At 68.8% G+C, this 9,856-nt stretch carries 1 protein-coding gene; it reads left to right on the forward strand.

Going from position 1 to position 9,856, the window contains the following annotated elements; genetic code table 11:
• Window positions 1-14 precede the first annotated feature (14 nt).
• Window positions 15-9,758 carry a non-ribosomal peptide synthetase gene (locus PP263_RS00380; protein ID WP_308366408.1) on the forward strand — a complete coding sequence of 3,248 codons (9,744 nt, stop codon included), beginning with the start codon at window positions 15-17 and terminating at the stop codon, window positions 9,756-9,758.
• Window positions 9,759-9,856: the final 98 nt, after the last annotated feature.

Here is a 9,856-nt window from a genome sequence, read left to right on the forward strand (position 1 = left end):
AGCAGAGAAGCACCATGAGCGACAAGGCCAAGTCCATCTCCAGAAATATCGAGAGCATCTACCCACTGGCACCGATGCAGCAGGGACTGCTGTTCCACAGCCTGATGCATCCGGACAAGGGCATGTACCTGCTGCAATACCGCCACGTAATGGAAATGGCGGACCTGGACTTGGTGCGCTTCCGCCAGGCCTGGGAAAAAGTGGTGGATCGCCACGAAGTACTGCGTACCTCATTCGTCTGGCAGAAACAAAAACGCCCGCTGCAGGTGGTGCACCGCCGGGTGGAACTGCCGGTGGAGTACGAGGACTGGTCGCACCTGGACCTGAAAACCCGGGAACAACGCCTGGAGGAACTGCTGCGCGAGGAACGCACCCGCGGTTTCGATTTCACCCGCGCGCCGCTCATGCGGGTGCGCCTGTTCAAGTTGGCCCCGGATACCTACCAGTTCGTGCGCAGCTATCACCATATCCTGATGGACGCCTGGTGCTTCTCCATCATCATGATGGACTTCCTCGAGCACTACCGCGCCCTGTGCCGCGGAGAATCCCTGCAACTACCCAAACCCCGACCCTACCGGGACTTTATCCGCTGGCTGGAACAGAAAAATCCGCAGGACCACAAGACCTTCTGGCAGGGCCGGCTGGCCGGCTTCGCCGAACCCACGCCCTTGGGCATCGACCGCCCCGGCCTCGACGCCCGGGAACCGGTGGTGGACTGCGTGCACCAATTGTCCGCGGAGCGGACTGCGCAGCTGCAGCGGATTGCCGGCCGCTTCAAAATTACCCTCAACACCCTGGTGCAGGGCGCCTGGGCCCTGCTGCTGTCCCGCTACAGCGGCAGAAGCGACATACTCTTCGGCGTAACCGTCGCCGGCCGCCCCGCGGAACTGGCGGGGATGGAATCCATCGTCGGCCTGTTTATCAACACCCTGCCGCTGCGCTGCCGCGTCCGCGGCGACGAACCCCCCGGCCCCTGGCTGCAAACCTTGCAGCGGGAAAACCTCGCCCTGCGCGAACACGAAAGCGTATCCCTCGCGCAGATCCAGCAGTGGAGTGAAGTGGACGGCGAACTCTTCCACAGCCTGTTCGTCTTCGAAAACGCCCCCCTGGACGCCGGCCTCAAGCAGGAAAACCTGGAATTTATCGTCCGCGACGCCGCCAACCGCACCCACACCAACTACCCCATCACCGTGGTAGTGATCCCCGGCGAACGCCTGCACCTGCAGATCACCTACCAGACCGCCAGCTTCACCGGCCCCTCGGTGGAGCGGATGCTGGAACACTTCACCGCCCTGCTGCTGCGCATGGGCGAAACCCTGGAAGCGGGGCAGGGCGCCCGCCTCGGCGAACTCCCAATGCTCACCGACAGCGAGCGCGACCGCCAACTCCGGGACTGGGCTCCCGGTCCGCAAAAACCAGTGGGCGCGGATTATGTGAGCCGGCTGGAGGAGCGCGCCCGGCGCCACCCGGAGCGCGTGGCGATCCGCTACCGAGACCGCACCCTCAGCTACGGCGAACTCAACACCCGCGCCAACCTGCTCGCAAAACAACTGATCGACCGCGGCGTGGGGCCGGACAACCTGGTGGCTTTGCTCGACGAGCGCGGCTCGGCGCTGGTGGTGGCGATTATCGCGGTGCTAAAGGCCGGGGCCGCCTGGATACCCCTGGACCCAACCCACCCCCCGCAGCGCCTCGCCGCGGTACTGGAACAGGGGAGACCGGCGCTGCTGCTGTGCGGCGGGGAGTTCGAATCCCTCGAAATACCCAATGCACCGGAGCGCCTGGTATTCGATATGGACGCCCAGCCCCTGCGCGACTGCGAAAATCCCCGGGTGGCGGTATCGCCGTCCAACCTGGCCTATGTGATTTTCACTTCCGGCTCCACCGGCACGCCGAAGGGCGCCATGGTGACCAGGGAGGGCATGCTCAACAATATGCTGGGCAAGACCCCAGGCGCTGAATGGCGCGACAAACGCGATGCGAAGGGCCTGATGCCGGGGGCTGTTTGCGGGACCGTCGGAGGCATGGATGCCGACGCCGAGCGTACAGGGATGTATTCACAGCGTGTCCCGCAAACAGCCCCCGGTAGCAGGCCCGCCACTGTGCCGGATTCGGAGCCACTGGTCCCGGGCCTCGGCCTAAACGAGGGCGACGTAATCGCCCAAACCGCCTCCCAATGTTTCGACATCTCCGTCTGGCAATGCCTGGCAGGCGCCATCCTCGGCGCAAGAACCGAAATACTGCCGGACTGTGTGGCTCAGGACCCGAAGGCGCTGGTGGAAGCGGCACAGGACCGCGGCATCACCATCCTGGAAATAGTGCCCTCGCTGATGCAGGGCATCCTGGATTCTGCCAGTGACACCGCCGACCTCTCCAACCTGCGCTGGCTGCTCCCCACCGGCGAGGCCCTGCCCCCCGCACTGGCCCGCCGCTGGAGCGAACGCTTCCCACAAGTGCCGACGATGAACGCCTACGGCCCCGCGGAGTGCTCCGACGACGTGGCCTTCCACCCGCTGACCGGCCCCCTGCCGGACTCGGCCCACAACGTCCCCATCGGCCGCGCCACCCTCAACAACCGCCTCTACCTCCTCAACGACCGCCTGGAACTGCTTCCCGAAGGCGCAGTGGGAGAGATCTGCGTAGCCGGCACCGGCGTGGGGCGCGGCTACCTCGGGGAACCCGCGCGCACCGCCGCCGCCTTCGTGCCCGACCCCTTCGCCGCCGACGGCTCGCGCCTCTACCGCACCGGCGACCTCGCCCGCCTGCTGCCCAATGGCGACCTGGAATACGTCGGTCGCGCGGACCACCAGGTAAAAGTGCGCGGCTACCGCATCGAACTTGGCGAAATCGAAAGCCGCCTGCACCGGCACCCACAGGTGCGCGAAGCAGTGGTGCTCGCCCGCCAGGACGAGCGCCGCGCCGCCGTACTCGTCGCCTACCTGGTGGCGGAACCCCAACCCGCAATCGACCAACTGCGCCGATTCACCGCCGAGGCCCTGCCCGATTACATGGTGCCCGCGGCCTTCATATTCCTGCCGCACCTGCCCCTGAACGCCAACGGCAAAGTGGACCGCAAGGCCCTGCCCACACCGGACTTCTCAGCCCAGAGCGCCGCCCGCTACCGCGCCCCGCAGACCCCGCTGGAAGAGCAACTGGCGGAAACCTGGCGGGAAGTGCTCGACCTCGAGCGGGTCGGCACCGGCGACAACTTCTTCGAACTGGGCGGCCACTCCCTGCTCGCCACCCAACTGATCGGCCAACTCAGCCGACAACTGGACCGGGACATCCCCCTGCGCACAGTCTTCGAACACCCCACCATCGCCGCCATGGCGGAGTGGCTGGAGAGAGAAGAGGGCGCCGGCGACCCGGGCCCGCAACCGGGTCCGCGGCCGGAAGAGCTGCCCCTGTCCTACGCCCAGCAGCGCATGTGGTTCCTGCAGCAACTGGAACCGGAGAGCCCCGCCTACAACCTGCCCGGCGCCGTGCGCCTGACGGGCGAGGTGGACAGCCGCTGCCTGCGCCGCGCCCTGCAACGGCTGGTGGACGATCACGAAGTGCTGCGCACCCGCTTTGCCAACCGCGACGGCACACCGGTGCAACTGATCGAACCGGAACTGAAAGTGGAACTGCCGCTGGTGGACCTGGCCGCGGAAAGCGATCCGGAAACCGCGCTGCGCGGCGCCCTGGCCGCGGACGCCGAAGATCCCTTCGACCTGGAGCGGGGGCCGCTGCTGCGGGCCCGTCTATATCGACTTGGGCCCCAAGAGCACGCGTTGGCCATCAACTGTCACCACATCGTCGCCGACGGCTGGTCCCTGCGCCTGATGATCGAGGCCTTCTGCAGCCACTACCGCGCCCTCACCGATGGAACTGCGCCGACCCGCGAGCTGCTACCGCTGCAGTACGCGGACTACGCCCTGTGGCAGCGGGAATGGATGGAAGGGGAGGACTGCCGCCGTCAACTGGCTTATTGGCGGAAGCGCTTGGACGGGGGCCGGCAGCCCCTGGAACTCCCCGCCGACTTCCCCCGTCCCGAGCGCGCCGGCTGGCGCGGCGGCCGCCATACCGTCGCGCTGCCGGAGGAATTGGCAGAAGAAGTCAAAGCACTCGGCCGCCGGCAGGGGCGGGGCAGCTTCGCCATCCTGCTCGCCGCCTTCCAACTGCTGCTGCACCGCTTCAGCGGCAGCGACGACATCTTCGTGGGCGTGCCGGTGGCCAACCGCCATCACCCGACGGTGCAGCTTCTCGTAGGCTGCTTCGTCAACACCCTGGTCTACCGCACCCGGCTGCTCCCGGATGAGCCTCTGGAAGTCCTGCTGGAGCAGTTACACAACCAGTCCGTGGAGGCCCAGGCGAACCAGGACCTGCCCTTCGACTACCTCGTTGAACAGTTGGGCCTGGAGCGCCAGCTCAGCTACAACCCCCTGTTCCAGGCGATGTTCAACTACCTGCCCGGCATGGCGCTGGACCGCTTCGACCTCGGTGACGTGCTGGCGGAAGCGGTGGACAACCGCCCGGACACCGCTATGTGCGACCTCAAGCTGGATGTGCACGAGAGCGATGCCGGCTTTGAGCTTCACTTCGAGTACAGCCGCGACCTCTTCCGCGAGAGCACCGTCGCCACCATGGCCGGCTACTATTGCCAGCTGCTCGCCACGCTGCTGCGGCAGCCGCGGATGCCCTGCGGCGAACTGTCTCTCCCCGCGGACCGCGGCAATATCCTGCGCGGCGAAAAGGCGGAGCCGGAGGACTGGCTGCAACTGTTCCGCCGCCGAGCCGCCGAAACCCCCGAACAGATCGCCCTGGTGGCCGGGGAGACGGCCCTGGACTACGGCGAACTGGACCGGATCACCGACCGCTGGGCTGCGGCCCTGCGCCGCCGCGGCATAGGCCCGGAGGATCGCGTCGCCCTTTGCCTGCAACGGGACCTGTCCCTGCCCATGGCGATGGTGGCGGTCCTCAAGGCGGGCGCCGCCTATGTCCCGCTGGACCCGGCGCAGCCGGCGGAGCGCAATGGCGACATACTGGAGCAGGCCGCTCCAGCTCTATGCCTGTGCACCGACGGCTCCCCTCTCCCGCTTGCGGGAGAGGGGTTGGGGGAGAGGGCCCTTGCCGCTGGCCGCGATCCCAACGCGCCGGTACCCACCTTGACTCTGTCAGAACTGGAAACTGAACACCCCCCTGCAGGAGCGGCGGGGCGTCCATCCGTCCATGGCCGCGATCAGAGTCCGGTAAACCCCCAGCAACTCGCCTACCTCCTCTACACCTCCGGCTCCACCGGCCGCCCCAAAGGTGTCGCCATCACCCGCGGCAACCTCGCCAACCTGCTCGCGGAACTGGACCACCGCCTGAACCTGGGCGCCGGCGACCGGGTACTGGCACTCACCACCTGCACCTTTGATATCGCCGTGGTGGAACTGCTTGCGCCCCTGGCCGCGGGCGCCACCGCGGTGCTGGCGGACCGCCACCAGGCCCGCGACCCGGCGGCGATCGACCGCCTGTTGGAGCGTCATCGAATCACTGTGGTTCAGGCGACCCCCGCGAGCTGGCGCCTGCTGGTCCGCCACAGCCGACAACCCTGGGACGGCATTCGCGCCATCGCCGGGGGCGAGGCCCTGCCCGGCGCCCTGGCCGAGGCCATCGCCGGCCGCGGCGCTGTGCTGACCAACGGCTACGGCCCCACCGAGGCCACCGTCTATGCCACTTTTCAGCCGCTCGGAACCGGGGGGGCGCCGCTGCAGGTACCCATCGGCACCCCGGTGGCCAACACCGCCTGCTACGTGCTCGACGACCAGTTGCGCCCGGTGCCCCCGGGTGCCGCCGGCGAGCTCTACCTGTCCGGTGCCGGCGTGGGCCGCGGCTATTTCGGCGCGCCTGCGCTGACCGCTGCCGCCTTCCTGCCGGACCCCTACAGCCCGGAACCGGGCGCGCGCATGTACCGCACCGGAGACCGGGTGCGGGTGGCCGACGGCAGCCTCGAATACCTAGGGCGGCGGGATTTCCAGGTCAAGCTGCGCGGATTCCGTATCGAGTTGGGCGAGATAGAGGCGATGCTGGAGAGCCACCCGGCGGTGGAAGCCGCGGCGGGGATGGTACTCGGGGAGGGCGACCGCGCACGCCTGGTGGCCTACTACAGCGGCCCCGGCGAACAGACAGAACTGGTTGAGCATCTGGCCGCGCGCCTGCCCGAATATATGGTGCCCGCCCAGCTGGTGCCCCTGGCGGCACTGCCGCAGACCGCCAGCGGCAAGGTGGACCGCCGCGCGCTGCCCGCGCCGGAGGCCCCAGAGTCCACGTCCGCCGGCCGAGCCATGACGCCCTGGGAACACCGCCTGGCGGAGATCTGGCGAGAGGTACTGGAGCGCGACAGCGTCGGCCCCGATGACGACTTCTTCGCCCTCGGTGGCCACTCCCTGCTGGCCGCCCGCTTGGTGGCCCGCCTCGGCGAGCGCTGCGGTTTGCAGCTGCCCCTGCGCCGGGTGTTCGAGCGGCCGGTGCTGTCGGAACTGGCGACGACCCTGGCGCAAAGTGAGTCGGTGGAGGCGATACCGCCGCGGGGCGAGGGCGGCCCCGCGCCCATGCACTTCACCCAGCAGCGGCTGTGGTTTATCCACCGCTTCGAGGGCGGCAGTCGCGCCTACAATCTTTCCCTGGCCCTGCGTCTGGACGGAGAGTTGGAGTCCCGCGCCCTGCGCGCCGCGACCATGGACCTGGCGGAGCGCCAGCACAGCCTGCGCAGCGTCTTCGCCGAGCGCGACGGCCAGTTGTTGCAGGTCCTGCTGGAGCCGGAGGCCGCGGGTGCCCCGCGCCCGCCGCTGCCCTGCACGGAAACCGAGCTGCCCGGACTGCTGGGCGCCGAGGCGGAGACAGAGTTCGATCTGGAGCGCGGCCCCCTCTGGCGCCTGGCGGTGTACCGGCTGCCGGAGCAGTCGGACGTGCTCCAGCTCACCGTACACCATATGGCAGCCGACGCCTGGTCCCTGGAAATACTGGTGCGGGAACTGGGCGCCCTCTACCGCCAGCACAGCGGCGGCGGACGGGCGGCGCTGCCGGAACTACCGCTGCGATTCGCGGATGTAGCCGCCTGGTGGCGGGGCCCCGCCGGTCGCGCGCGGATCGAAGAGCAGCTGGAATACTGGAAGAAACAACTGGCCGGCGAGCCGCCGCTGCTGGACCTGCCGACTGACTTGCCGCGCCCGGCGCGGCCGACCCATCGCGGCAGCCGCCACCGCTTTCCGCTGCCGGCGGCGTTGGCGGAGCGGATCGACGAGACCTGCCGTGAGCAGGGACTGACCGCCTTCGTGCCGCTGGTGGCGGCCTGGCAGCTGCTGCTGTCCCGCTACAGTGGCCAGCGGGACCTGTGGCTGGGGGTGCCGGTGGCCCAGCGCCATCACGGCCACACCGAGCAGCTGATCGGCTACTTCGCCACCACCCAGGTGCTGCGCTGTTCCCTGGCAACCGGGCAGTCGGTGGAGGAACTCTGGCAGCAGGTGCGGCGGACGCTGCTGGACGCCCAGCAGCACCAGGATGTGCCCTTCGAGGAACTGGTGGACGTCCTCCAGATAGATCGGGACCCCAGCCGCGCCCCGCTGTTCCAGGCCCTGTTCAACCTGATCCAACTGCCCGCGACGGAAGAGGGCGAATTCGCCGGCCTGCCTGCCCGGCGGCTGTCGGTGGAGAACGATTTCGTACTGGCTGATATCGCCCTGCAGGTGGAGCGGGCCGGGGAAGGCTGGGACTGCACCCTGGAGTACAGCACCGACCTGTTCCTGCCCGCTACCGCGGCCCGCTACGCGGAGCATTATCAACGGCTGCTGGAAGCCATGCTCGCCGAACCGGAAGCGCGGCTGTGCCAACTGGCCCTGGAGCGGGAGGCGCCAGCGGCGCAGTGGAACCACACCGAGGTGCCCCTGGACTGGCGGGAGGACGACCTGGTGGCCCGCTTCGAGAAACAGGCGGCGGCCACCCCCGATGCCATCGCCGTGGAGTCCCGGGACTGGTCCCTCAGCTACGCCGAACTGAACCGCCGCGCCGACCGCCTGGCCCATTGCCTGCGCGAACACGGGGTAGGGCGGGACCAACTGGTGGCGGTACACCTGGAGCGCGGCCCCCACCTGCTGCCGGCGCTGCTGGCGGTGCAGAAGGCCGGTGCCGCCTATGTGCCGCTAGATCCCTCGCAGCCGGCGGAGCGCAATCGGCGCATATTGGAGCAGGCGGCTCCGGCGTTGCATTTGTGTGCGGACGGACCCAACTCCCCTCTCCCTCTGGGAGAGGGGCCGGGGGAGAGGGCCCCTGGCCGCGCTCCCAACTCGCCGATGCCCACCGTGGTCCTGTCAGAACTGGAGGCGGAACAGCTAACTGTAGGAGCGGCGGGGCGGCCATCCGCCCATGGCCGCGATCAGAGTCCCGACCAACTTGCCTACGTCATCTACACCTCCGGCTCCACCGGCCGCCCCAAGGGCGTGCAGATCACCCGCGCCAACCTCACCAACTTCCTGCACGCCATGGAGCGCCAGTTGCCACTGGATGCGGGGGACTGCTGGCTGGCCACCACCACCTCCGCCTTCGATATGTCCAAGCCGGAGCTGTTTCTGCCCCTGATCCGCGGCGCCCGGGTGCGGCTGGTGGCGCCGGAAGTGGCCGCCCACGGTGCCGCCTTGTTTGAAGAGCTGGAAAAGGCCACGGTCTTCCAAGGCACCCCGGCCAGCTGGCAGCTGCTGCTGGCGCACCGGGACAGTGGCTGGCCGGCGATCCACGGCCTGATCGGGGGCGAGGCGGTGCCCGCGGAGCTGGCCGATCGCTTGCGCCAGGCGGGTGTGCAACTGACCGCCATGTACGGCCCCACGGAAACCACCGTGTGGTCCACCGCACAGCCGGTGAAGGGCGAGCAGCGGGGGGTGGTGCCCATCGGTTTCCCGCTGGCCAACACCCGCTGCTACCTGCTGGACGACTGCCTGCAGCCGGTGCCCCCCGGGGCGGTGGGGGAACTCTATATCGCCGGCGACGGCGTGGCCCGTGGCTACCGGCACGCCCCCGGGCAGACCGCCAGTGTCTTCCTCCCGGACCCTTTCTCGGATGTGCCCGGCGGCTGTATGTACCGCACCGGCGACCTGGCGCGCCGCCGCGCCGACGGCGCCCTGGTGTGCATCGGCCGCACCGATTTCCAGATCAAGGTGCGCGGTTTCCGCATCGAGCCCGGCGAGATCGAATCCCTGCTGCGGGCCTGGCCCGGGGCGCGTGAGGCGGTGGTCATGGCCGATGAACAGCAGCGCCTTATCGCCTGGGTGCAGGCGGACGGGCAGCCGGATACCGCCGCCATACGCGAGCACCTCAAACGGCGTTTGCCCGCCTATATGGTGCCTTTCGCCCTGGTGCCGATGGCCAGTTTCCCGCTCAACAGCAACGGCAAGATCGACCGCCGCGCGCTGCCGCGCCCCCAGGGAGAGGACCTGGCCCGCACCGCCTCTGTGCCCCCGGCCACGCCGCTGCAGCAGCGGCTGGCGGAAATCTGGGGGGAACTGCTGGCGCTGCCCCGGGTGGGAATCGAGGACAGCTTTTTCGAACTGGGCGGCCACTCGCTGCTGGCCATGCGCCTGATCGGCCGGGTCGAGCGGGAGTTCGGCGTCAGGCCGGACCTGCGCGCCCTGTTCGAAGCCCCCACCATCGCCGCCCTGGCGCAACAGGTGGAAGCGGCCGGCGGCCGTGCCCGGAAGGAGTTGGATGCGATGAGCCAGCTATTGGCGGAATTCGAGGAATGATGCGGTTCTGATCCTCCCTGTAGGAGCGGGCCATGCCCGCGATCGAGGCGGAGACAAACACCGATCGCGGGCATGGCCCGCTCCTACAGGAAATATCC

The organism is Microbulbifer sp. TB1203, from assembly GCF_030997045.1.
Lineage (GTDB): Bacteria > Pseudomonadota > Gammaproteobacteria > Pseudomonadales > Cellvibrionaceae > Microbulbifer.

Bases quoted from the DNA above. Each gene is read 5' to 3' on its own strand.
- PP263_RS00380 (WP_308366408.1), top strand. From the start codon at position 15: ATGAGCGACAAGGCCAAGTCCATCTCCAGAAATATCGAGAGCATCTAC.